General features: G+C 73.3%; 21 protein-coding genes and 1 pseudogene. 10 read left to right on the forward strand and 12 right to left on the reverse strand.

What is annotated here, in order from left to right; genetic code table 11:
• Positions 1–91 precede the first annotated feature (91 nt).
• Positions 92–272, reverse strand: a pseudogene (locus tag ACFVFS_RS33910) (cation transporter); the annotation flags it as partial.
• A 78-nt stretch (positions 273–350) separates the two neighbouring features.
• On the opposite strand from ACFVFS_RS33910, the gene ACFVFS_RS33915 reads away from it, so the two are divergent.
• The 3 genes from ACFVFS_RS33915 to ACFVFS_RS33925 all read left to right on the forward strand — a co-directional run bounded on the left by ACFVFS_RS33915 (position 351) and on the right by ACFVFS_RS33925 (position 2,333).
• Complete coding sequence (locus ACFVFS_RS33915; protein ID WP_380628718.1) at positions 351–1,166, forward strand: TSUP family transporter; 816 nt, start codon at positions 351–353, stop codon at positions 1,164–1,166.
• An 88-nt stretch (positions 1,167–1,254) separates the two neighbouring features.
• Positions 1,255–2,028: a heavy metal-responsive transcriptional regulator gene (locus ACFVFS_RS33920; RefSeq protein WP_380628719.1), complete on the forward strand. Its 774-nt coding sequence runs from the start codon at positions 1,255–1,257 to the stop codon at positions 2,026–2,028.
• Positions 2,025–2,333 (forward strand): hypothetical protein, encoded by a 309-nt coding sequence (locus ACFVFS_RS33925; protein ID WP_380628720.1) that lies wholly within the window; start codon positions 2,025–2,027, stop codon positions 2,331–2,333. The genes ACFVFS_RS33920 and ACFVFS_RS33925 overlap by 4 nt, the downstream gene beginning before the upstream one ends.
• Before the next feature lie 169 nt (positions 2,334–2,502).
• On the opposite strand, the gene ACFVFS_RS33930 is transcribed toward ACFVFS_RS33925, so the two are convergent.
• Complete coding sequence (locus tag ACFVFS_RS33930; RefSeq protein WP_380628721.1) at positions 2,503–3,465, reverse strand: linear amide C-N hydrolase; 963 nt, start codon at positions 3,463–3,465, stop codon at positions 2,503–2,505.
• 251 nt (positions 3,466–3,716) lie between these two features.
• On the opposite strand from ACFVFS_RS33930, the gene ACFVFS_RS33935 reads away from it, so the two are divergent.
• The 3 genes from ACFVFS_RS33935 (at position 3,717) to ACFVFS_RS33945 (ending at position 6,594) form a co-directional block, all read left to right on the forward strand.
• Complete coding sequence (locus tag ACFVFS_RS33935) at positions 3,717–4,067, forward strand: calmodulin (protein WP_380628722.1); 351 nt, start codon at positions 3,717–3,719, stop codon at positions 4,065–4,067.
• Between the two features lie 176 nt (positions 4,068–4,243).
• On the forward strand, positions 4,244–5,752 hold the full coding sequence (locus ACFVFS_RS33940) for an FAD-binding oxidoreductase (RefSeq protein ID WP_380628723.1): 1,509 nt from the start codon (positions 4,244–4,246) through the stop codon (positions 5,750–5,752).
• Between the two features lie 245 nt (positions 5,753–5,997).
• Positions 5,998–6,594 (forward strand): hypothetical protein, encoded by a 597-nt coding sequence (locus ACFVFS_RS33945; RefSeq protein WP_380628724.1) that lies wholly within the window; start codon positions 5,998–6,000, stop codon positions 6,592–6,594.
• Here the strand turns inward: ACFVFS_RS33945 and ACFVFS_RS33950 are convergent.
• On the reverse strand, positions 6,575–7,123 hold the full coding sequence (locus tag ACFVFS_RS33950; RefSeq protein WP_380628725.1) for an MFS transporter: 549 nt from the start codon (positions 7,121–7,123) through the stop codon (positions 6,575–6,577). The two genes, ACFVFS_RS33945 and ACFVFS_RS33950, sit on opposite strands and share 20 nt — an antisense overlap.
• Positions 7,124–7,552: 429 nt before the next feature.
• Here ACFVFS_RS33950 and ACFVFS_RS33955 point away from each other — a divergent pair, with 429 nt between their 5' ends.
• On the forward strand, positions 7,553–7,921 hold the full coding sequence (locus tag ACFVFS_RS33955; protein ID WP_380628726.1) for a hypothetical protein: 369 nt from the start codon (positions 7,553–7,555) through the stop codon (positions 7,919–7,921).
• A 66-nt stretch (positions 7,922–7,987) separates the two neighbouring features.
• On the opposite strand, the gene ACFVFS_RS33960 is transcribed toward ACFVFS_RS33955, so the two are convergent.
• Positions 7,988–9,373, reverse strand: a complete 1,386-nt coding sequence (locus ACFVFS_RS33960) for an FAD-dependent oxidoreductase (RefSeq protein WP_380628727.1) — start codon at positions 9,371–9,373, stop codon at positions 7,988–7,990.
• Positions 9,374–9,536: 163 nt separating this feature from the next.
• Here ACFVFS_RS33960 and ACFVFS_RS33965 point away from each other — a divergent pair, with 163 nt between their 5' ends.
• Positions 9,537–9,899 (forward strand): ArsR/SmtB family transcription factor, encoded by a 363-nt coding sequence (locus tag ACFVFS_RS33965; protein ID WP_380628728.1) that lies wholly within the window; start codon positions 9,537–9,539, stop codon positions 9,897–9,899.
• 138 nt (positions 9,900–10,037) lie between these two features.
• On the opposite strand, the gene arsB is transcribed toward ACFVFS_RS33965, so the two are convergent.
• Genes arsB through ACFVFS_RS33980 form a run of 3 tightly spaced genes read right to left on the reverse strand, consistent with a single transcriptional unit; the run spans position 10,038 to position 12,161 of the window.
• Positions 10,038–11,147, reverse strand: a complete 1,110-nt coding sequence (gene arsB, locus ACFVFS_RS33970; protein WP_380628729.1) for an ACR3 family arsenite efflux transporter — start codon at positions 11,145–11,147, stop codon at positions 10,038–10,040.
• On the reverse strand, positions 11,144–11,476 hold the full coding sequence (locus ACFVFS_RS33975; RefSeq protein ID WP_380628730.1) for an ArsR/SmtB family transcription factor: 333 nt from the start codon (positions 11,474–11,476) through the stop codon (positions 11,144–11,146). Before ACFVFS_RS33975 ends, arsB begins: the two co-directional genes overlap by 4 nt.
• The gene (locus ACFVFS_RS33980; protein WP_380628731.1) at positions 11,454–12,161 is read right to left on the reverse strand and encodes a class I SAM-dependent methyltransferase; all 708 of its coding nucleotides are present in this window, start codon (positions 12,159–12,161) and stop codon (positions 11,454–11,456) included. The genes ACFVFS_RS33975 and ACFVFS_RS33980 overlap by 23 nt, the downstream gene beginning before the upstream one ends.
• A gap of 251 nt (positions 12,162–12,412) precedes the next feature.
• Here ACFVFS_RS33980 and ACFVFS_RS33985 point away from each other — a divergent pair, with 251 nt between their 5' ends.
• The gene (locus ACFVFS_RS33985; protein ID WP_380628732.1) at positions 12,413–12,835 is read left to right on the forward strand and encodes an arsenate reductase ArsC; all 423 of its coding nucleotides are present in this window, start codon (positions 12,413–12,415) and stop codon (positions 12,833–12,835) included.
• A 285-nt stretch (positions 12,836–13,120) separates the two neighbouring features.
• Positions 13,121–15,484, forward strand: coding sequence for an FdhF/YdeP family oxidoreductase (locus ACFVFS_RS33990; protein ID WP_380628733.1), 2,364 nt, complete (start codon positions 13,121–13,123; stop codon positions 15,482–15,484).
• 17 nt (positions 15,485–15,501) lie between these two features.
• Here ACFVFS_RS33990 and ACFVFS_RS33995 read toward each other — a convergent pair whose 3' ends face one another.
• The 5 genes from ACFVFS_RS33995 to ACFVFS_RS34015 all read right to left on the reverse strand — a co-directional run bounded on the left by ACFVFS_RS33995 (position 15,502) and on the right by ACFVFS_RS34015 (position 19,855).
• Positions 15,502–17,268: an FUSC family protein gene (locus tag ACFVFS_RS33995; protein WP_380628734.1), complete on the reverse strand. Its 1,767-nt coding sequence runs from the start codon at positions 17,266–17,268 to the stop codon at positions 15,502–15,504.
• A 171-nt stretch (positions 17,269–17,439) separates the two neighbouring features.
• Positions 17,440–18,270, reverse strand: a complete 831-nt coding sequence (locus tag ACFVFS_RS34000) for a PIG-L family deacetylase (RefSeq protein WP_380628735.1) — start codon at positions 18,268–18,270, stop codon at positions 17,440–17,442.
• A 135-nt stretch (positions 18,271–18,405) separates the two neighbouring features.
• On the reverse strand, positions 18,406–18,822 hold the full coding sequence (locus ACFVFS_RS34005) for a DUF4259 domain-containing protein (protein WP_380628736.1): 417 nt from the start codon (positions 18,820–18,822) through the stop codon (positions 18,406–18,408).
• 88 nt (positions 18,823–18,910) lie between these two features.
• Positions 18,911–19,306, reverse strand: a complete 396-nt coding sequence (locus tag ACFVFS_RS34010) for a VOC family protein (RefSeq protein WP_380628737.1) — start codon at positions 19,304–19,306, stop codon at positions 18,911–18,913.
• A 270-nt stretch (positions 19,307–19,576) separates the two neighbouring features.
• The gene (locus ACFVFS_RS34015; RefSeq protein ID WP_380628738.1) at positions 19,577–19,855 is read right to left on the reverse strand and encodes a hypothetical protein; all 279 of its coding nucleotides are present in this window, start codon (positions 19,853–19,855) and stop codon (positions 19,577–19,579) included.
• Positions 19,856–19,925 lie beyond the last annotated feature (70 nt).

The raw sequence follows: 19,925 nt of genomic DNA on the forward strand, positions 1-19,925 counted from the left end.
TCGCAATCCACACCGAGCCAGAAGGCCCTCACTCATTTCAAGATCACCACGCCGTGAGCCCTGTCACCAACCTCCGTGGTCAGTACACCTAGGCGGCGCGGGCGAAGAACGAGACGGCGATGATCCGCAGGGCGGCCGGCGGCCTTTTCGCGGGCCTCGCGCAGGGCGTGGTCTCGGGCGGAGAACCGCAAGGCGACCGCGGTGGCGGAGGAGACCTCGATGATCGGGTCGAGGCCGAACCCCACCAGGGCGGTGGAGGAGGCGACGGCGCCGGGCGACGCCCGCCGACCTGGCGGACGACCGGATTCGGCCGTGGCGCGCAGGGGCCGGGACCCGCGAGGATGCCCGCCATGACCATGGACAAGGCCCTGGCTCCTGCTCGTTCGAACCACCCGCCGGCCCTGGTGTTCGGGGCGGGCGCGGTGATCGGGATCCTGGGCGGGATGATCGGACTCGGCGGCGCGGAGTTCCGTCTGCCGCTGCTGATCGGCCTGTTCGGGTTCGCCGCGCTCTCCGCGGTCATCCTGAACAAGGCGATGAGCCTGGTCGTCGTCCTCGTCGCCCTGCCCGCCCGCCTCGCGGCGGTCTCCGCCTCCGACGTGGCCGCCCACTGGCCCGCCGCGGTCAACCTGCTCGCCGGAAGCCTGCTCGGTGCCTGGGCCGGAGCGACCTGGGCCGTACGGATGCGCAGCTCCACCCTCTACAAGGTGCTGGCGGCCCTGATGGTGCTCATGGCTGCCGCCCTGCTCGCCACGCACACCGCCACCTTGGGAACGCTGGCGCTCCCGCTGTGGGCCCAGGTGCCGATCGGGGTACTGGCGGGCTTCGGCATCGGCGTGGTCGCGGCCGTCATGGGCGTCGCCGGGGGCGAGTTGCTGATCCCGACGATCGTGCTGCTGTTCGCGGTCGGCATCAGGACGGCGGGCAGCCTCTCCCTGCTGGTGTCGCTGCCGACCATGCTCGTGGCCTTCGCCCGGTACAGCCGTGACGGAAGCTTCGCGGTGCTGGGCACCAACCGCCGCTTCACCCTGGTCATGATCGCGGGCTCGATCACCGGCGCGGTGCTGGGCGGCCTGTTGCTCGGGGTGTTCCCGGACCTGGTGCTGATTCCGGCACTGGCGGTGATCCTGCTGGTGTCCGCCGTCAAGCTCGCCCGGCACGACTGACGACGCCACGAGACCGGGGTGGGGCCGCGCCTTCGGCGCGGACCGGCGCTTGACCTTCGAGTCGGGTCGAAGGTCTACCGTCGGCGGTGTGACGACCTACCGCATCTCGCAGCTGGCCGAGCGCTCCGGCGTGCCGGCCACGACACTGCGCTTCTACGAGGACGCCGGGCTGCTGCCCGCCGACCGCACGCCGTCCGGGTACCGGGTGTACGGCGACGACGCGGTGGAGCGCCTGGCCTTCATCTCCTCGGCCAAGCTGCTGGGGCTGACCCTGGAGGAGATCCGCGAGCTGCTGGACCTCCGGGAGGAGGGGGTGTGCGCCTCGGTCCGGGCGAGGATGCTGCCGCTGGTCGCCCGGCGGATCACGGCGACCGATCACCGGATCGCCGAACTGCGCGCGTTCTCCGCCCACTTGGCCGGTGTCCACGCCGAGCTGACGGGCCCGACGCCCGCCGGGGCCTGCGGTCCGGACTGCGGCTGCACCACCACCGGCACACCGGCGGCCGGACCCGTACCGGTGACGCTGTCGCCGACCCTCCCGGACCGGGAAACCGAGCCATGGCGCGACGCCCCGGTGGCCTGCACGCTGAGCGGCGCCGAACTGGGCGAGCGCACCGAGCACTGGCAACGGCTGGCCGGCCGCGCCGAGCGGCACGAGGAGATAGCCGACGGCCTGCGCCTCTCCTTCCCCGCCGACGCCGACCTCGCCGGCGAGGTCGCGGCCCTCGCCGCGGCGGAACAGGGATGCTGCGCGTTCCTCGACTTCACCCTGCACCTGACCCCGACCGCCCTCCAACTGGACGTGCGGGCGCCCGAGTCCGCCGCCGGGGTGCTGGCCGACCTCTTCGGAGCGACCTCATGACCTCCTCCACTCCCCGGCCCTCCCGCCTCCGGGCCGCGCTCGGTGCCGGCGTGGCCGTGACAGCGGCCTGCGCGGTGTGCTGCGCGGGTCCGGTCCTGGCCGTCCTCGGCGGTATCGGCGTCACCTCCGCGATCGGCGCGCTGTGGATGCCCGTCCTGGCGGTGATCGCCGTGGCCGCCGGGATCGGCGTCCTGGTGCTGCGCAAACGGCGCCGCACCGCATCCTGCCGGACCAGCCCGGCGCCGGCCGACCTCGGCATGCCGACCCTCGGCCCGCCACCGGCTGACAGCACACCCGCCCGCTGATCGTTCGGCGCCCTCGGCCCACAGGCCGGACCGGGTGAACCGGCCCGCGGTCCCGTCCGGGCCCTCGGCGCCCCAGGAGGCCGACTCGCCGCGCTGACGTCGGGGTTCGCCGCCGGGCCGGTCGGCCCCGTGCGCGAGCCTTCGGGAGTGGAGGCCCTTCCGAACGGCGTCACGTGGTCGCGAACGTGAACGGCACCGTCCCTTCGAAGAGCTCGGTGACATCGCCGACGAGGTCGCGCGCCGGGCGGGTCAGGTCGAGTTTCGAGGTGGTGGTGAAGTCGAGGTCGGCCAGGGTGGTCCAGACGATGTTCGGGGTGAAGCTGGACTCGAAGGCGTAGACGCCGGCGCGCAGATCGGTCAGGGTGCGCCAGAGCGTCATGGAGATGTTGGGGCGTTCGGGGTCCGGGGTGCCCGCGGGCTGGGCGGTGTTGCGCATGACGCTGAGCAGGAAGGCGTACGCCTGGGCGTCGTCCACGGGCTCGGGGAGCCTCCGGGTGTAGTAGGCGGCCCTCGCGAAGCGGTCCTCGGGCGCGGTGGTCCCGGGCAGCGGACGGTCGCCGCCGAGGCCCTGGAACTGCCGCAGGTGCGCCAGCTGCCGGTCGTAGGTCGGGGAGTTGGTGACCACGGTGTACTCGGGGCCGTGGTGCACCCGGGCCTTGCCGTCGAGGTACTCGATGACGGCGGAGTCGCCGGTCGCGTCCTCCAGGGCCAGGTGGATGGTGGAGAAGGTGTGCGAGTACGGGTCGCCCTGCCCGAGGACTTGGTGCGGCGGGGCGGCCAGCGCCTCCGCGACCGTGGCGAAGGAGTCCAGATGGTACTGCAGCCAGAGCGAGGCGCTGAGCCCTGGCAGCGTGGTGTCGCGCTCCCCGAAGTCGGACTCGGCGAGCCACAGGACGTGCCCCGCCAGCCCCTTCTCGTTGACGCCGTCGGTGGTGGCGGTGTCGTAGGCCGTGGCCACCACGCTGCCGTGGCGGGAGGTCCAGTGCAGCGGATGGGGGTCGCCCACCCCTGCTCCGGTCCGTCTCACGCCCCGGGGCAGCGCCCAGAGGTTGGTGTGGAAGCTCTGCTTCCAGTCCATGTTCCGTCCGGTCAGGACCCGGCCGTCCGGCCGCCACAGGATGCGAGTACACATGATCGCACCCTAAACGGACCAATAGGGCGAACCGGGTATGCCTGTCCGGGGGTGTCAGGCCGTGTCGCGGGGCCGAGGACGGAGCCCGCGCCGTAGGGTCCGGGTCCGACGGCGTTCCGATGCCCCGGCGAACCGGGTCGTGGGCGCCGTGCCCGTGCGACGGAGCCCGCGGACCGGCGAGGTGGTGGTCGGTGTCCCCGGTGTCGCCGTCGCCGGATCCCGCTGATCTCTGACTCCCGGAGGAGCGCACGATGGCGACCGCCCGCTTCGGTCTCGAAGCAGCCCCGAACGATGACGAGTTCGTGTTCCGACTCGATGACGACGAGAGGATCGGGCAGGCCCGGGCCATCCTGGCGGGCACCGAGACGTCGAAGATCCATGTCCAGGGGCGGGTCGTCGCGGAGAAGTCGGACCACAATCCGGACTGGAACTTCCACCTGGACCCCGGCAGCATCACGTTCTTCGACCAGGCGGACGAGGACTGCGACGCTTCGGCGCACTACGTCGCGATGCAGCTGGACCGGGTGGGCGAGGAGGGCTTCCTGCCGGACAACGTCTGGGCTCCCGCACGCTCGAAGATCACCCGCGAGCTCGACTCCTGAGCGTCCCCGCCCCGTCCGCCCCCGGCCCGCCGCTGGGCCGGAAGGCGCAGCCCCGCAGGCCCGTGGGCCGCGGCCGCGTGACGATCGGCGGGACAGCACCACCTCACGCCGGCCGCCGATGCCGCGCGCGTCGTCCGCACACGGCATACGGCCGCCCGGAGAAGGGCGCAGCACCCATGACCCTCGACCGCCGACGCTTCCTCACCACCCTCGGCGCCGCCGCCACGGCAACGGCCACGGCCGTTGCCGGCGCCCCCGCCCGCGCGCTCACCGCCTTCCCTGCCCGCCCCCGCGGCTGGGCGGCGGCGCCGCCCGACTGGCAGGCGCTGCGGGACCGCCTGGGCAGTCGGCTGGTGCTCCCGGCCGACCCCGGCTACGGGACCGCCCGCCTCGGGTACAACGAGCTGAACGACGGCCAGTTCCCGGCCGCCGTGGCCCATTGCGTGTCCGCCGACGACGTGCGGGCCTGCCTGGACGTGGCGCGCGGGCACGGGCTCCCGATCGCGGCCCGCAGCGGCGGCCACGGCTACCTGGGCTACAGCGTCCCCGACCGGGGCCTGGTGATCGACCTGCGCGGGATGGCCGACGTCGTGGTGCACCCCGACGGCACCGCCGAGGTCGGCGCCGGCGCCCGGCTGATCGAGGTGTACGCGGCGCTCGCCCGGGCCGGCCGGCTGCTCCCGGCCGGCAGCTGCCCCACCGTCGGCGTCGCCGGGCTGACCCTCGGCGGCGGCATCGGCGTGCTGGCCCGCAAGTACGGGCTCACCTGCGACCGGCTGGGCGCCGCCGAGGTGGTGACCGCCGACTCGTCCCTGCTCACCGCCTCGCCCGACGAGGAGCCCGACCTGTACTGGGCGCTGCGCGGCGGAGGCGGCGGCAACTTCGGCGTGGTCACGCGGTTCGGCTTCGACACCGCCCCCGCGCCCGATCTGACGGTCTTCGTGCTCCGCTTCCCGGCCGGTTCGGTGACCGAGGTGCTCGGGGCCTGGCAGGAGTGGGTGGACGGGGCGCCGAACGAGCTGTGGGCCAGCTGCCAGATATCGGGCGGCACCCCGCCCAGCTGCCGGGTGGTCGGCTGCTACGTGGGCGGTCCGGGCGGCGCCGGCCCGCTGCTCGACCAGCTGGTCGAGGCCGCCGGCACCGCCCCGACCTCGCGCACCGTCTCCCCGAGGGACTACCTCGGCGCCATGAAGTTCATGGCGGGCTGCTCGAACGACACCATCGCCCAGTGCCACCCCGTCTCGGAGGGCGGAAGGCTCCCCCGGGCCGGCTTCGTCGCGGTCTCCCGGATGCTGGGCCCGGTGCCACTGGACCCGGCGAGGGTGACGGAGCTGATGGCCGGCCGCACCGGGGTCGACCTGCTGCTCGACTCGCTGGGCGGCGCGATCGGCGAGCTCGCCCCCAGCGCCACCGCCTTCCCGCACCGCGAGTCGCTCGCCAGCGCCCAGGTCTACGCCAGTGCCACGCCGGCGACCGAGGACCAGGCCCGCGCCACCGTGGACGCGATCCGGGACGGCCTGGCCGACCTCGGCGCGCTCGGCGCCTACGTCAACTACATCGACGCCACCCTGCCCCGCTGGGGCCGCGCCTACTACGGCCGGAACCTGCCCCGCCTCAAGGCCGTGGCCCGCCGCTACGACCCCGACGGCGTCTTCGCCTTCCCCCAGTCCGTGGCGTCCGCCTGACAGCAGCCGGTCCTGGTCGGCGAGGGCCCCGTCCCCGGCCTGCACACGAGCTCCGGTGAGGGCCCACCGGACGCCCGCTCGGAACCCTGCTCGATCACCGCCCACGATTTCGGCGACCGGCGCTCCGGAACGCCTCTTCCGGGTTGATTGACCCGGTGATCCGGAGTCGCCCGTGGAAGCGCGGCCACCCGGAGGACGACGATGGTGGACGAACCGAACGTCGGCCAGGCCGAACACTGAGGGGTATGCCCGTGCGGAAGTCACTGCTGCTCAACCGATCGGTGCGACGGATGGCGGCCGCCGCGGCCGGCTGCCTCGCGCTGCTCCCGGTCGCCGTCCCGGCGTCGACCGCGCAGGCCGCCACGAATCGCGCCGGTCATCGGCTCCCGGCGGACTTCGCCCACCCCGTGGCCGCGACGCGGGAGACCGTCTACGACCCCGTCTACCTCGTCCAGGCCAACTCCGGCCGGGGAGCGACGTTCGAGGTCTACGCGGGGTGGGACTACGCGCTCCTGACGAACCAGCCCGGAAACGGCACCGCCCTGGTCTTCACCCTGCACGCCGACGACCTCACTTACAGCATCGCGTCGACGTCGGCCAACTGGGGCGAATACCGGACCTGGTGTCTGTACGGAGCCGACATCAGGCTGGAGAAGAGCAGCTGCCGCACCCGCTGGGTGATCCAGGACCTGGGAGGCGAGCAGTTCCACCTCAAGGTGGCGGAGACGAAGAAGACGGTCAAGACCTCCAAGCTGCCGGACGCCAAGCGGTGGCTGGCCGCCGAGGAGGAGATCTTCACCGTCAACGAAGAGTTCGTCAGGTTCAGGCTCGTCCACCCCTGAACCCGCGTTCCGGCTCCGTGACGGCGGGGGCGTACTCGCCCTGGTCGTCGCGGCCGGCCGTCGGCTTCCGCAGGGTCCGCCGCCCGGAGCCGATTGCGGCCGAGAGGGCGAAGACCAGCAGTCCGAGGGCCGTCATGGCGGCGCCCGCCAGGTTGGTGAGGGGGAGGGAGGATTCGGGGTGCGGGCCGCCGTGCTCCAGGACGGCGGCGCCGAGCAGGGAGCCGAGGGTGATGCCGACGCCGAAGGCGGCGGTGTTCGCGGTGCCGACCAGGGCGGATCCGCGGCCCGCGATGCGCAGGACGTAGGCCTGGGTCGGGGCGAGCAGGCCGAAGCCGCAGAAGCCGAGCAGGAAGAGGGTGGCCACGGCCGCGCCCCTGTGGTGGACGGTGACGGTGAAGAGGGCGAGGGCGAGGGCGAGCGCCGCGAACAGGGCGGCCGCCGTCGGGACGAGGGCGCGGTCGGCGGCCCGCCCGGCCAGCCCGTTGCCGGCGACCAGCCCGGCGCCGTAGACCGCCAGCAGCCAGATCACGTCGCCCGTCCCGAAGCCCCGCCGTTGACGCGCTGGGCGTACTGGGCGCACCGGGTGCGCCGGCGAAGCCGTGACGGCGTCCTCGCGGGACGCGCGGTCAGCAGCAGTTCCCCTCGACCACAGCGGCGCCACCCCCGGCACCCTCGCGGCTCGGCCGCCCGTGGCGGCGGGTGTCCGGATGGGTGCGGGCCTGCGCCGGGCGCCGGGTAGGGCTGATTGGTATAGACATATCCGAGGGATCGGCCCATGATGGAGGGCACTTCCCGAGGGCGCGGACACCCCGTCGCAGCCCTCACCCGATGCCACCGTGTGAACTCCGGCCGTGGTCGATCCCGCTCCTCCCGGACGCCTGCACGACCACGGCGCGCAGCCGCCGACGGCACGGCCCGGCGCCTGTGCCACCCCTGCCGCGCCCGGCGAGGAGCGACGATGACCATCAGCCACGACCACCCCGTCCGGACCCGGAGCGCCGCGGTCTACCTGCGCTGCTACCCCTACGACCACTGGGACATGGCCGCGCACCGGTGGGCGCTGGAGGACTTCGCCCACCGCCTCGGCCTCGGAACCCCCGAGCTCTACCTGGACAACGGGACCTCCTCCAACGAGCTGCGGCCCCAGCTGCGCCTGCTGCTCGCCCGGGCCTCCAAGGGGCAGGTCGGCACCGTTCTGGTGCCCGGTCCCTGGGTCTTCTCCCTGGACCGCACCACCGCCGGCGCCGTCGTGCAGTTCCTCCACGCAGCAGGCACCCAGGTCGTGGAGCTCCCCGGGCGCGGCTTCCGCGCCGGAATCGCCCGCTGACCCGCTGCCGTACGGCGGTGGTGGCCCGCACACGGAGCTCTGGGCGGCGGCCCTTCTGCCTGACGGTCAGCACCCGCCGGCGGTGGTGGAGCGGGAGGATCCGGGCGCGGTGGTGCCCAGGGTGATCAGCTGCGGTTCGGTCGGCGTGGCCGAGCAGCAGCCACTGTCCTGCGCTGCCTCGGGCGCGTCGAAGAGGCCGGCGCCGCCGCACACCCCGGTCTCGGGGAGGGTGAGTTCGACCCGGGCGGCGGCCTCGTGGTCGCCGGCGAGGGCGGCGGCGACGGAGCGGACCTGCTCGTAGCCGGTCATGGCGAGGAAGGTCGGGGCGCGGCCGTAGCTCTTCATGCCGACCAGGTAGACGTCCTTTTCGGGGTGCGACAGCTCGCTCGCGCCGTGCGGGTAGACGGTGCCGCAGGAGTGCTGGTTGGGGTCGATCAGCGGGGCGAGGGCGGTGGGGGCCTGGAGGCGGTCGTCGAGGCCGAGGCGGACCTCGGAGAGGAAGGAGAGGTCGGGGCGCAGGCCGGTGAGGACGACGACCCGGTCGACGGGCTCGCTGCGGCGGCCGTCCTCGGCGACCAGCACCAGCCGCTCCCCGTCGGTCTCGACGGCGGCGGTGCGGAAGCCGGTGAGGGCGGAGGCGTGCCCGACGTCGACGGCCTTCTTGGCCCGCAGCCCGAGCGCGCCGCGGGCGGGCAGCTGGTCGGCCTCGCCGCCGCCGTAGGTGGAGCCGGTGATGCCGCGCCGCAGCACCCACACGGCGTGCGTGCCGGACTCCGCCTCGGCCAGGTCGGCCAGCTGGGCGAGGGCGGTGAACGCGGAGGCGCCGGTGCCGACCACGGCGGTGCGCCTGCCCGCGTAGCGCTCCCGGACGGCGGGGTCGCGCAGGTCGGGGACGCGGTAGGAGATCCGGTCGGCGGCCGCGCGCTCACCCAGGGCAGGAAGGCCGTTCGCGCCCAGCGGGTTCGGGGTGGGCCAGGTGCCCGAGGCGTCGACGACGGCGCGGGCGAGGACGCGCTCCTCCCGGCCGTCCGCGAACTCGACGTGGACGGTGAAGGGCTGCTCGTCGCGGCCGGAGTCGACGATGCGGTCCCGCCCGGCGCGCGCCACCCCGGTCACCCGGGAGTCGTAGCGGACGCGCTCGCCGAGCACGTCGGCGAGCGGCTGGAGGTACCGCTTCGCCCAGTCGCCGCCGGACGGGTAGGCGGCGCCGTCGGGGCGGGCCCAGCCGGTCGGGGCGAGCAGCTTCTCGGCGGCCGGGTCGACGACCTCGGCCCACGGCGAGAACAGCCGCACGTGCGCCCAACCGCGTACCGCCGTGCCGGCCGACGGGCCCGCCTCCAGGACCAGCGGCTCGATGCCGCGCTCCAGCAGGTGGGCGGCGGCGGCCAGACCGATCGGCCCGGCGCCGATCACGACGACGGGGAGGGGTTGCCCGGCAGCGGAGGCGTTCACGGGGATCTCCTTTGATTCGATGTTTGTCGATAAGGGTGCGCGGCTCCAGCATGGCAGCTGCTTTGATGTATATCAACATAGACATTCATCGAATCTTTGGAGGAGTGGCTGGGCGGGGTGCGGGCGGAGCCTTCAATGATTCGATGTATGTCAACATAGATGTATGTCGAACACCGGGATGCTGCCCGTGCTGGAGTCCGAGGCCGTCGTGCCGTGCTGCCCGCCGCTCACCGCCGCCCCGCTGTCGGAGGAGGATGCCGTGAGGATGGCGGCGATGTTCAAGGCGCTGGGCGATCCGGTGCGGCTGCGGCTGTTCTCCCGGGTCGCCTCCCACGAGGGCGCGGAGGCGTGCGTGTGCGACATCCAGGACGTCGGCGTCTCCCAGCCCACCGTCTCCCACCACCTCAAGAAGCTGCGGGAGGCCGGCCTGCTCACCTCGGAGCGGCGCGGGACCTGGGTCTACTACCGCGTCGAGCCCTCCGTGCTCGCCGCCATGGCCGGCCTGCTGGGCGGCGTCGCCCGCTGACCCGGCGGGCCCCGATCCCGTGGAGCACTCGTCCCATGTCTGATGGCACCGCCACCATCGCACCGATGACCTGCGGGGAACGGTCGACGGCCTCTCGGCACGTGCCCGCTGCTGTGAAGCCGATGAGGGTGAGGCGGTTCAGCGGGAGGGCTCGACCGCCGGGGTGGCCGTGGCGGTGAACGTGCGGCGCCAGGCGAGGGAGACGTAGACGAGGCCGATGAGGACGGGGACCTCGATGAGGGGGCCGACGACTCCGGACAGGGCCTGGCCGGAGGTGACGCCGAAGGTGGCGATGGCGACGGCGATGGCGAGTTCGAAGTTGTTGCCGGCGGCGGTGAAGGCGAGGGTGGCGGTGCGGTCGTAGGCGAGGCCGATGGCCTTGCCGAGGGCGAAGGTGCCGAACCACATCACGGCGAAGTAGACCAGCAGCGGCAGGGCGATCCGGGCGACGTCGGCGGGCTGGTCGGTGATGGTCTTCCCCTGGAGGGCGAAGAGGATCACGATCGTGAACAGCAGGCCGTACAGCGCCCAGGGGCCGATCCTCGGCAGGAACGTCCGCTCGTAGGTCTCGCGGCCGAGCTTCTGCTCGCCGAGGCGGCGGGTGAGGAAGCCGGCCAGCAGCGGGATGCCGAGGAAGATCAGCACGTTGACGACGATCTTGCCGACGGAGAAGTGCAGGTCGTCCTGGGCCAGGCCGAGCCAGCCCGGGAGGATGTCGAGGTAGAACCAGCCGAGCAGGCCGAACGCGACGACCTGGAAGACGGAGTTGAGGGCGACCAGGACGGCGGCGGCCTCGCGGTCGCCGCAGGCGAGGTCGTTCCAGATGATGACCATGGCGATGCAGCGGGCCAGGCCGACGATGATCAGGCCGGTGCGGTACTCGGGCAGGTCGGGCAGGAAGATCCAGGCCAGGGCGAACATCACCGCCGGACCGACCAGCCAGTTGATCACCAGTGAGGACGCCATCAGCCTCCGGTCGCCGGTGACGGTGTGCAGGCGGTCGTAGCGGACCTTCGCGAGCACCGGGTACATCATGATCAGCAGGCCGACGGCGATCGGCAGCGAGACGCCCCCGACCTCCACCTTCGCGAGGACGTCGTTCAGGCCCGGGATCAGCCGGCCCAGGCCGATGCCCAGGCCCATCGCGAGCAGGATCCACACCGCGAGGAAGCGGTCCAGGAAGGAGAGCCTGCCGACCGGTCCGGCCTCGGGGGAGTCCGGGCGGGCGTCGGTGTCGGCGGCGGTCACGGGCAGGACCTCTTCGTGTCGGCGCACGCGGTGGCGCGGGCGGTGGAGGCGAGGTCGCCGAGGAAGCCGACGAGGCTGTCCAGGGCGTCGGGGCGGAGCTTGTAGTAGGTGAAGCGGCCGCAGGGCTCGGTGTCGACCAGTCCGGCCTCACGCAGGATCTTGAGGTGGTTGGACAGGTTGGTCTGCCGGGCACCGGTCTCGTCGACCAGGTGCGTGGTGCAGAGCGCCTCGCGGGCGAGCAGCGTGAGGATCCGCATCCTCAGCGGGTCCGCCACGGCTTTCAGCGCGTCCGCCGGGCTGATTGCATCACTCTCCGCTGACATCACCATGTGGTGATACGTTAGCCGATGCCGGGGGCGGTTCCAAGCCTGCCCGGGGGGCCTGGGCGCGGCTCAGGATCCACACGCCGTAGGAATCGTTCGCGGGGTGCAGCTGATAGGTGCCCGCGCGCAGGTCGACGCGAAGTCCGGCGGCGGTCAGATCCGCCTCGAACTCCGCCGCGGTGTAGGTCCGGGCGTGCGGCGGCGGGTCCTGCAGGTGGAAGCCGACCAGGATCCGGCCGTTCTCGCCGAGCACGTCGCGCATCGCGCCCAGTGCCCTGCGCTCGGTTCCCTCGGCCAGGAAGACGATCACGTTGCCCACGCAGACGACCAGGTCGAACGGGCCGTCGTCGGGGCCGAGGTCGAGGATGTCGCGTTCCTCGATCGGCAGCCCCGGGTAGGTCCGCCGGGCCTGCCGGACCAGGGCCTCGTCGGGCTCGATCGCGACCACGTCGTGCCCGCGCCGCCGGAGTGCCGCGGCGACCCGGCCCATGCCGGCGCCGGCGTCGAGCACCCGGGCGCCGCGCGGCAGGAGCGTGTCGGCGAGCCGGGCCTCACCGTCGACGTCCTCGCCGGCGGAGATGAGGTCGGCGAACCGCCGGCCGAAGTTCCCGCTCTGCCCCGCCTCCTGCCAGCGGGTCCGCGGCTTCGTCGGCGGTATGGATTCTCCCTGCGGCAGCGCGGTCCTGTTCATGTCCCGAATCCTAAGGCGACGCCACTGATGCAGGTCATGGCCACCGGGGAGCCCGCCGTGGGGAGCCGCGGGCGGCGGCCGACCGAGCTTCTCGCATCACCGCTCACTGACATCATCGTATGGTGATACGTTTACTGGTGTCGGCGGCTGCTCGAAGCCCGGCCGCCGAGTGCCGCAAGGCCGTGGCCGCAGGCGGCCCGGCCGTTCCCGCCCGGGGTGTCGTGGACACCCCGCCCCCGAGGAAGAGTGAGATGACCACCTCCCCCGCAGCCTCCGTGCTGTTCGTCTGCGTCCACAACGCCGGGCGCTCCCAGATGGCCGCCGGCTTCCTCGCCCACCTCGCGGGCGACCGCGTCGAGGTCCGGTCCGCCGGCTCCCTGCCGGGCGACCGGGTCAACCCGTCCGCCGTCGCCGCCATGGCCGAGGTCGGCATCGACATCTCGGACCAGGAGCCGAAGGTCCTCACCACCGAGGCCGTCCAGGCGTCCGACTACGTCATCACCATGGGCTGCGGCGACGCGTGCCCGTACTTCCCCGGCAGGACGTACCTCGACTGGCAGCTGGAGGATCCGGCCGGCCAGGGCGTCGAGGCCGTCCGCCCGATCCGGGACGAGATCAAGAGCTTGATCGAGAACCTGATCGCCGAGATCGACGCCAAGCACCTGGAGGGCTGAGCGCGGGGGCACGGGCGAAGGGTGGTTGGGCCGCTCACCGGCACGGCGCCGATCGTGTTCCACGACCGCGGTACCGAACGCGGTCCGGAGCCCCGTTCACCCGCCGCCGACCCGCCTCGCGGCGGGGTGTCGGGTGGGACTTCCCGGGACGTGTGGTCCGTCCGAGTGACGCGGGAGGCGCGATGCCCCCGCACCTGGCTTCCTGGAGGGGGAGCGCAAGCCGGCGGGTCCGGTGAACGGGCCGCGTCTCGTGGCGCCGTCGCTCGAGGACGGAAGGTGAGTGCCGTGAACACTGCTGACAATCCGGGGAGCGGGCCCGACGGGAGCGGGCCCGACGGGGGCGGCCCGGCGGCGGAGCGGGAGCCGAGCGTCGGCGCCCGGCCGTCGCGGCCGCCGCGGTTCGCGCCGTACCACCATCCGGCCGCCGGCTGGGGCGCGGCCAGGAGCGTGACGGAGTTCCTGGTCAAGGAGCGGGCGCTGGTGGACGGGCCGCGGGCGATCCTGCGGATGAACCACGAGAACGGCGGGTTCGACTGCCCCGGGTGCGCCTGGCCGGACGACTACAAGGGCCTGCACCTGGACATCTGCGAGAACGGCATCAAGCACGTCACCTGGGAGATGACCCGCAAGCGGGTGGGCCGGGAGTTCTTCGCCGCGCACACCGTCACCGAGCTCTCCGAGTGGAGCGACTTCGCGCTGGAGGACCAGGGCCGGCTCACCGAGCCGATGGTGTACGACCCGTCCACCGACCGGTACCTGCCGATCGCCTGGCAGCAGGCGTTCGACCTGTTCGGCGAGACCGTGCGCGCCTTGGACGATCCGAACCAGGCCGCGTTCTACACCTCGGGCCGGCTCGGCAACGAGGCCACGTTCATGTACCAGTTGATGGCCCGCGAGCTGGGCACCAACAACCTGCCCGACTGCTCCAACATGTGCCACGAGGCGTCCGGGCGGGCCCTGCAGGCCGCGCTGGGCACCGGAAAGGGCACGGCCGACCTGAAGGACTGGGAGGCGGCCGACGCCCTGTTCATCATGGGCGTCAACGCGGCCTCCAACGCGCCCCGGATGCTCACCGCGCTGGCCGACGCCCACCGGCGCGGCGCGCGGATCGTGCACGTCAACCCGCTGGTCGAGGCGGCCGCGACCCGCACCATCGTGCCGCACGAGTTCACCGACATGGCGCTGAACAGGTCCACCAGGACCAGCACGCTCAACCTCCAGGTCCGGATCGGCGGCGACATGGCGCTGCTGCGCGGCATCGCCAAGGCCGTCCTGGAGCAGTCCGCACACGACCCCAAGGCCCTGGACGAGGAGTTCATCGAGCGGCACACCGCGGGCTTCGAGGCCTACCGCGAGCTGTGCGCGAGGACGCCGTGGGACGAACTGGAGCGGCAGAGCGGCCTGAGCCGCGAGCAGATCCTGCGCGCCGCCCGGGTCTACCGGGAGGCCGACCGGTCGATCTTCTCCTGGTGCCTGGGGGTCACCCAGCACGAGCACGGGGTCGACACGATCCGCGAGATCGTCAACGTGCTGCTGCTGCGCGGCAACCTGGGCCGCGAGGGCGCCGGCCCGTCCCCGGTACGCGGGCACTCCAACGTGCAGGGTAACCGCACCTGCGGCATCGACCACCGCCCGACGCCGGAGTTCCTGGACCGCCTCTCGGAGGTCTGCGGGATCGACGCGCCGCGCGAACACGGCAAGGACACGGTGGCGACCATCGAGGCGATGGCCCGCGGCGAGGTGAAGGTGTTCGTCGGCATGGGCGGCAACTTCGCGCTCGCCGCTCCCGACACCGCCTACACGTACGAGGCGCTGCGCCGCTGCGAGCTGACGGTGCACGTCTCCACCAAGCTGAACCGCAGCCACCTGGTGCACGGGCGCCGCGCGCTGATCCTGCCGTGTCTGGGCCGCACCGAGCAGGACCACCAGCGCGGCGGCCTGCAGGCCACCTCGGTCGAGGACTCGATGAGCATGGTCCACCTGTCCGTCGGGATGAAGAAGCGGCCCGCCTCCCCGCACCTGCTCTCCGAGCCGGCCGTCATCGCCGGCCTGGCCCGCGCCGCGCTGCCCGCCGGCAGCACCCCGTGGGAGTGGTACGTCGAGGACTACGACCGCATCCGCGACACCATGGCGAAGGTGCTCGACGGCTTCGAGGACTTCAACCGGCGGGTCCGCCTGCCGCTGGGCTTCCGGATCAAGCAGCCCGCCCGCGAGCTGGTCTTCCTCACCCCGTCCGGCAAGGCCGGGTTCTCCGCCGCGCCGCTGCCCGACGTGATCCCCGCCCCCGGCACCCTGGTGCTCGGCACGATGCGCTCGCACGACCAGTGGAACACCACCATCTACTCCGACAACGACCGCTACCGGGGCGTCAGGAACCTGCGGACCCTGGTCTTCCTCAACCCCGACGACATGCGCGAACGCCGCCTGGCCGAGTTCGACCCGGTCGACATCACCGCCACCGCCCGCGACGGCTCCACCCGCTCCCTGCACGGCTACCTCGCCGTCCCCTACGACCTGCCCCGGGGCTGCGCGGCCGGCTACATGCCGGAGATGAACGTGCTCTGCGCCATCGGCGACCACTCCACCCAGAGCGACCAGCCGATCATGAAGCACCTCAAGGTCACGGTGACCCCGGCCCGGGTCGGCTGAGCTGCGGTCAGCCGCCGTCAGCCGCGGAGCAGGCGCTCCAGCAGCAGGTAGGCGCGCTGCTCCGCGGCGGCCAGCACGGCCGGGTCCAGGTCCGCCTCCCACAGCTCGCCCGCCGCGGCGTCGGCGGCCTCGTGCAGCTCCACGACCGCCGCCGCCAGCCGTGCCGGGGCCACCGCGACGGCGGCCGACTCCGGTTCCCGCTCGGCCTCCTCGGCGGCGGCGGTGCAGGCGGCCAGGGCCCGTTCGACCCGCACCGCGGCCCGGTCGTGCACCACCAGCAGCGCGCACAGCAGGCCGACGCCGATGCCCAGCAGGCTGCCCAGGGCCCGGTCGCGCAACAGGCCCGTCGTCGCGGTCGGCGCGACCAGATCGCTCATCAGCAGGGCCAGCGGCGTCAGGAACACCACGCCCAGGCCGTAGTTGCGCACCACCAGGTACTCCAGCGCGAACTCCAGCACGATGATCACCAGTACGAGTCCGGTCGGCTCGGGCCCGGCGGTCAGCACGGCGAGGGCGATCAGCAGGCCGGCCGTGGTGCCCAGGGTCCGCTGCACCGCGCGGTGCACGGTGGTGCGGACGCTGACCGAGTGCAGCACCGCCGCCGCCGAGATCGCCGCCCAGTAGCCGTGGCCGAGTCCGAGCGCCGACGCCAGGAGACCGGCCGCCCCCGTGCCGAGTGCCATCCGCCCGGCGGGGACCAGGTGCACGGCCGACCGCTGCCAGGCCGACCCGCCGCCCACCCGCAGCTCGGCGACCCGCCGACCGGCGGCGTCGACGGCGGACTCCCGGCCGCGCACCGCCGGGCCCGCAGCGGGCGGACGACCCGAGCCCGCGTCGTCGGCGAGCGGGCGCAGCAGCACGGGCGAGCGGTAGCGGCCGGCGGCCAGCAGCCCCGCCTGGCCGCGCAGTCGCCCGGCCAGACGGGAGGCGTCGCCGGGTGGCCGGAGCGCCGAGCGGACCAGGACCGACCAGCACACGTCGGTCAGCCGCAGGCACACCCCGCCGCGGACCTCGCCGACCGGTCCGGCCGGGGGTTCGGCGCCGAGCGAGGAGTAGGCCAGCAGCACCGCGGCGCTCGCCCGGTGCCGGACCCGGCCGTGGGCCGTGCCGCCGGGCTCAGGGCCCTCCACCAGATCGGCCACCGCCCGCAGTGCGGCCGCCGTCACCAGCCGCTGCGGCCGGTCCGGGTGCCAGAGCCGACCGGACAGCGACCACGCCCAGGCGGACAGCGCGCCCACCGCCGCGGCCGCGGTCCGCGGTCCGACGTCCGCCGCGGTGGCGGCGCCGTTCGCCGCCACCGCGAAAGCGAAGAGCAGCAGCACCGCGCCCAGCCCGCCCAACCCGGCCCGGTCGCAGCAGAACTTCGCCGTGCCGGCCACCAGCGCGGTGACGGCGATCACCACGAGTGCCCCGGTCCCGCCCTCCGCCGGCCTCGCGGCCACCGCGAGCGCCGAACCGCAGGCCACCGCGGCGGTCATCGCCAGCGCCACCACGGCCAGCACCCGCGCCCGCCGCCGGTAGGGCAGGTTGCGTCCGAACGTCGTGGTGAACGCGCCGAGCATCGCGTACACCGCGAGCTCCGGCTGTCCGGCCGCGATCAGCGGCAGCGCCGGCAGCGCCATCGCCAGCGCCGCCCGGACCGCGAACCACAGCGCCCCGCCCACCCGGCCCAGGGCCAGCGCTCCCCTCGGTGACAGCGCCCGCCCCGCGCCCCGCAGCCGCCACCACCGACCCCTCCCGGCGGGCAGGCGGCGGGTGCGGGGGGTGGCACGGGAACGGGGCATACCCCGCTGTATACCAGTGCGGCCCGGCGGTTCCGGGTCTCCGCTCCCGTACCGCACCGGCGGTGGGCCGGGCGCGGGACCGACGCGGCCGTGGAAGGAGCAGGCCGTCCTGGAGAGCGTGCGTCAGCCGCTGCTTCCCCCGGGGCGGGGCGGGCCGTGGCCGGGGGCCGTTCAGCGCAGGCCGGCGAAGAGGTCGTTCTCGGGAAGCTCCGCGCCGGTGGTGTCGTGGACCCGGACGAACGTCTCCACACCCATCAGCTGGGTGAACTTCTCCTTGCCCATCTTCAGGAAGAAGATGTTCTCGCCCTGGCTGGCGTGCGCGGCCAGCGCGTCGAACTTCTGGCCGCCGAACCCGGTGGTGTCCACCCAGGTGCTGATCTCCTCGTCGGGGAGGCCGATCTCGGGCATCTCCGGCTCCTCGGAGCCCGGCTCCTCCCAGTCCGCGCCGAGCTCGCGCATGACCTCCCCGAACCGCGCCATCATCGAGTGGGGGGCCGTCGTCCAGTACACCTTCGGCGCCGTGCCGGCCAGCTCCAGCGCCCTGGACGTGATGCGGTTGGCCTGGATGTGGTCGGGGTGGCCGTAGAAGCCGTTCTCGTCGTAGGTCACGACGACGTCGGGCCGGTACTGCCGCATCAGGTCGGCGAGACGGGCGGCGGCCTCGTCCACCGGCGTCGTCCAGAACGAGCCTGGCGCGTCGTTGGCGGCCCAGCCCATCATCCCGGAGTCCCCGTAGCCGAGCATTTCGAGGTGGCCGACCTTGAGGACCTCGCAGCTGGCCTCAAGCTCCTGACGGCGCATCGCGGCGACGGCCGCCGGGTCGTGTCCGGCCTCGCCGGGCTTGACTCCTCCGGGGCCGTCCCCGCAGGCGCCGTCGGTACAGGTGACGAGCACCGTCCGGATGCCCTCGGCGGCGTAGCGGGCGAGCACACCCCCCGTACCGGTGGCCTCGTCGTCGGGGTGGGCGTGCACGGCCATCAGGGTCAGGGGCCGGTCGGTCATGGGGATCATCCTTCGGTCTGCCGAGTGTTCGGCCTCAGTCTGCGGCACGGGACCGACAGCGCGCGGTCCACCGTGTTCCTGATCGACTGTTGGGAACGAGGGAGCCGCCGCTCCCTATTCCGGGAGCCCGGGCTGCTACCGCCCGGACTCTCCGGGCCCGCTCGGATCGGCCGGATCGGTCTCCGCCTCCCGCGCGGTGGCCTCGGCCAGCTGGTCGAACGTGCGGTTCAGGACCGACCGGCGTGCCTCCTTGAAGCCCGGGGCGGGCTCCATGCCGTCGATGCTCCGCTCCCAGACCGCCATGAACGCCGTCTTCCACTGCGTGATCACGCCGGCGTCCGGCAGATCGTGGGCGCCGTGGCCGGCCCGGACGAGGGTGTGCAGCAGCTCCAGGTTGCACGGCACGGCGACGCCCCAGTACTCGTCGGGTTCGAGCTCGACGGGATCGCCCGCCATCGCCTCGGCGACCTCGGTGACGAGCCGGTCGACGACCATCGACAGGTGGTCGAGGGCCGTGTCGCTCTCGAAGTTCCCGCTGCCCCACGTGCCCACAAGCTCTCCTTCGAACGGTGTCGCCGTCTGTTCCGGACATCGAAGCAGACGGCACTGACACCGCCGGGCCGGGCGGCCGGGCGGAGCGCTACCGGCGGTTGTGGTGGACGATCTGGATGAGGTTGCCGCAGGTGTCGTCGAACACGGCCGTGGTGACCGGGCCCATGGCGGCCGGCTCCTGGGTGAAGACGACGCCCTGCGCACGGAGCCGGGCCGCCTCCTCGTGGACGTCCTCGACCTCGAAGGAGGTGGCCGGAATGCCGTCCTTGACCAGCGCCTCCTTGTACGGGGGGACGGCGGGGTGGCCGGAGGGCTCCAGCAGCAGCTCGGCGCCCTCGGGGTTCTCGGGCGAGACCACGGTCAGCCACCGGGCGCCGCCGCCGAGCGGGATGTCGTTCTTCTTCACGAAGCCCAGCACCCCGGTGTAGAAGCGCTCGGCCTTGGCCTGGTCGTCGACGAACACGTGGGCGACGTAGATCTTCATGCTCCGGTCTCCGGTTCCTGCTTCCTGCGGCTTGAGCCAGCGCGAGACGATCTGCTCAAGCGGTCGGGTGGTGAGGTCGTGGAACTTGTGGCGGCCCTCGCGCCGTGTCGCTGTCAGCCCGGCGGCCTCCAGTACGGCGAGGTGCTGGCTGACCGCCTGCCGCGACAGTCCCGGCCCGTGCTTCGCGGAGAGCCGGGCGCGGATCTCGAAGAGGGTCCCCTGTGCGGGCCGGTCCGGCGCGGACTGCCGCGCCGGACCCGGGCGTCCGTGCTACTTCGGCGCCTTGCGGCAGGAGTCCGCCGCGACGACGGCGGGGACGTAGTCGCCCCTCAGGAGGTGGTAGCAGTCCTTGAAGGCTTCCTCGCCGCCGTCCGCAGCGGTCTTGCAGGCGTCCTCCACGAGTTCGGTGGCGGAGTTCGGCGCCTTCTCCTGGACGTGGCGGGTGCACCCCTGCACGGTGGCGCTCGCGGTCGGGGCGGCGGCGACGAGACCGCCCAGTGCGAGGGAGAGGGTGCCGCCGGTCGCTGCGATGCGTCGTGCCAGCCTCATAGTGATCAGATCTTTCCGGGAGACGGTGACGTGGCGGGTCGGAGGAGGCGTGATCCGTCCGCCGACGCCG

It is taken from the genome of Kitasatospora sp. NPDC057692 (assembly GCF_042799475.1).
In the GTDB taxonomy this organism is placed as follows: domain Bacteria; phylum Actinomycetota; class Actinomycetes; order Streptomycetales; family Streptomycetaceae; genus Kitasatospora.

What these genes read in the sequence shown, in the direction of transcription:
- ACFVFS_RS33915 (WP_380628718.1), top strand. Translation starts at nt 351, where the DNA reads ATGACCATGGACAAGGCCCTGGCTCCTGCTCGTTCGAACCACCCGCCG.
- ACFVFS_RS33945 (WP_380628724.1), top strand. Translation starts at nt 5,998, where the DNA reads ATGCCCGTGCGGAAGTCACTGCTGCTCAACCGATCGGTGCGACGGATG.
- ACFVFS_RS33935 (WP_380628722.1), top strand. Translation starts at nt 3,717, where the DNA reads ATGGCGACCGCCCGCTTCGGTCTCGAAGCAGCCCCGAACGATGACGAG.
- ACFVFS_RS34015 (WP_380628738.1), bottom strand. Translation starts at nt 19,855, where the DNA reads ATGAGGCTGGCACGACGCATCGCAGCGACCGGCGGCACCCTCTCCCTC.
- ACFVFS_RS34010 (WP_380628737.1), bottom strand. Translation starts at nt 19,306, where the DNA reads ATGAAGATCTACGTCGCCCACGTGTTCGTCGACGACCAGGCCAAGGCC.
- ACFVFS_RS33995 (WP_380628734.1), bottom strand. Translation starts at nt 17,268, where the DNA reads ATGCCCCGTTCCCGTGCCACCCCCCGCACCCGCCGCCTGCCCGCCGGG.
- ACFVFS_RS34000 (WP_380628735.1), bottom strand. Translation starts at nt 18,270, where the DNA reads ATGACCGACCGGCCCCTGACCCTGATGGCCGTGCACGCCCACCCCGAC.
- ACFVFS_RS33980 (WP_380628731.1), bottom strand. Translation starts at nt 12,161, where the DNA reads ATGAACAGGACCGCGCTGCCGCAGGGAGAATCCATACCGCCGACGAAG.
- ACFVFS_RS33965 (WP_380628728.1), top strand. Translation starts at nt 9,537, where the DNA reads ATGTCGAACACCGGGATGCTGCCCGTGCTGGAGTCCGAGGCCGTCGTG.
- ACFVFS_RS33930 (WP_380628721.1), bottom strand. Translation starts at nt 3,465, where the DNA reads ATGTGTACTCGCATCCTGTGGCGGCCGGACGGCCGGGTCCTGACCGGA.
- ACFVFS_RS33940 (WP_380628723.1), top strand. Translation starts at nt 4,244, where the DNA reads ATGACCCTCGACCGCCGACGCTTCCTCACCACCCTCGGCGCCGCCGCC.
- ACFVFS_RS33925 (WP_380628720.1), top strand. Translation starts at nt 2,025, where the DNA reads ATGACCTCCTCCACTCCCCGGCCCTCCCGCCTCCGGGCCGCGCTCGGT.
- ACFVFS_RS33955 (WP_380628726.1), top strand. Translation starts at nt 7,553, where the DNA reads ATGACCATCAGCCACGACCACCCCGTCCGGACCCGGAGCGCCGCGGTC.
- ACFVFS_RS33975 (WP_380628730.1), bottom strand. Translation starts at nt 11,476, where the DNA reads ATGGTGATGTCAGCGGAGAGTGATGCAATCAGCCCGGCGGACGCGCTG.
- ACFVFS_RS33985 (WP_380628732.1), top strand. Translation starts at nt 12,413, where the DNA reads ATGACCACCTCCCCCGCAGCCTCCGTGCTGTTCGTCTGCGTCCACAAC.